Genomic DNA, 1,486 nt, shown 5'->3' with positions numbered 1-1,486 from the left:
GGTGGTCGCCGTCGTCATGACGGTGTCACTCGTGCGCAAGGTGTTCCGCCGCGGCTGACCGGATGGTCAGCCGCCTCACCGTGCGCGGATCGGCCCGGTCGAGTTAGATCTCCTAGCGGTCACTCCGGGAGAACGCCCTCACCCTGGACCGCGCCTTCTTCCCGGTCTCCTCGCACAACACGCCGCTTGCAGCGGGATCTCAATAGCCGACTTGACTGAGGGCGTATTCAATCTCGGCCGGCTGGTACCCTTCGTAAGCGAGCTGGTCGTAAAGCCCCTGGCGCGAAAACGACGAGATCTCCAAGTATTGTTCCGCACTCTGCGCAGCTTCGGCGTTCCAGTCCGCGCCAGCGTTATCGGCGCCGAACGTCGCTTCTTCGGGAGAGAATCCCTCATACTCGAGCTGGTCAATCAAGCCGCTACGAGAGAATCCGGTGAGGTTAAGGTAAGACACCGCACTGTCGACCGCGTTCTGTTGACCGAGCGTCAGCTTCGGCTTCTCGGCGACGACGATCGAGATGGCAGCCCCTTCGTTCGCCTCTGAGCCGGCAGCACGGCTCGTGGAAACGACCAGGGCGACCGGGTCTTCGAAGGTCGAAAGCTCCGGAGCACTTAGGCCCGCGTCGTTGAGAGCGGCGATAGCGTCGGCAACCGGCAGGCCAACAACGTCGGGCACGATGACCTTCGCTGGGGGTGCTTCTTCTTCGATGTCTTCCGCGGGCTTGACGGTTTGTACCGCCGCAGGCTTGTTTGCAGCGTCAGGAAGGGTTGAAGAGATGCCGACCGTCACCGCGATCGAAGAGACCACCGCGATCGAGCCCAACACAATGCCGGTGATGGCGAGGGCCTTGGACTGCTTTTTCGTCAAGGCGTACACGCTTATTGCGACGGCCCCTAGCCCCAGAATGATCCCGAGTATCGGCACGATACCGGTGAAGAACGCGATGATGCCAGCGATCAACGACACAACGCCCCAGACCGATCGTGGGTTGGGCCTATTGAGCTCACTCCCCTGTGCTTGCGGGGCCTCCATTACGGCAGTCGCCGCGGGCGGCTCGAGCCATCGCGCACCGTCCCAATATCTTTGTTCGTTATTCGCATGCGGCGCGGGGTACCAGCCCGGCGCCGGAGTCTGCTCTGACATGGCGCGTCGTTCCTCTCGACATATGTCGGCCCCTCCCAGGAAATTCACAGGCCGAATCTCCGCATGCTATCCGTCTTTCTACGGATGGGGGATCACGGTTCGATCTCGTCCCGCGGCAAGCGTGAGGGTGGCGGCGCAGCCGGTGGCATCTCAGACTCGACCGTAGCCGTTGATCCGGCTCTTTCGCAGGTTGCGGTTGTTGTCGACGTTCAGCGCAAGCCAGTTCACCGCGAGTTTGGAACGCGTGCGATGGTCGCTACTTGGTTCGTCATAACCTGCCCCTATCGTGGCAGGGCCCTGGGTGGTCGCCGTCGTCATGACGGTGTCACTCGTGCGCAAGGT

At 62.1% G+C, this 1,486-nt stretch carries 2 protein-coding genes; both read right to left on the bottom strand.

What is annotated here, in order from left to right; all coding sequences use genetic code 11:
* Positions 1–199: 199 nt before the first annotated feature.
* On the bottom strand, positions 200–1,144 hold the full coding sequence (locus DW297_RS03510; protein ID WP_136029423.1) for an Ltp family lipoprotein: 945 nt from the start codon (positions 1,142–1,144) through the stop codon (positions 200–202).
* A 150-nt stretch (positions 1,145–1,294) separates the two neighbouring features.
* Positions 1,295–1,486 (bottom strand): hypothetical protein (locus tag DW297_RS18765; protein ID WP_205828220.1); only part of this gene is annotated, 192 nt, incomplete at its 5' end.

This window comes from Microbacterium sp. PF5, assembly GCF_004794315.1.
Lineage (GTDB): Bacteria > Actinomycetota > Actinomycetes > Actinomycetales > Microbacteriaceae > Microbacterium > Microbacterium sufflavum.
This window is presented reverse-complemented; position numbering and strand designations above follow the sequence as displayed.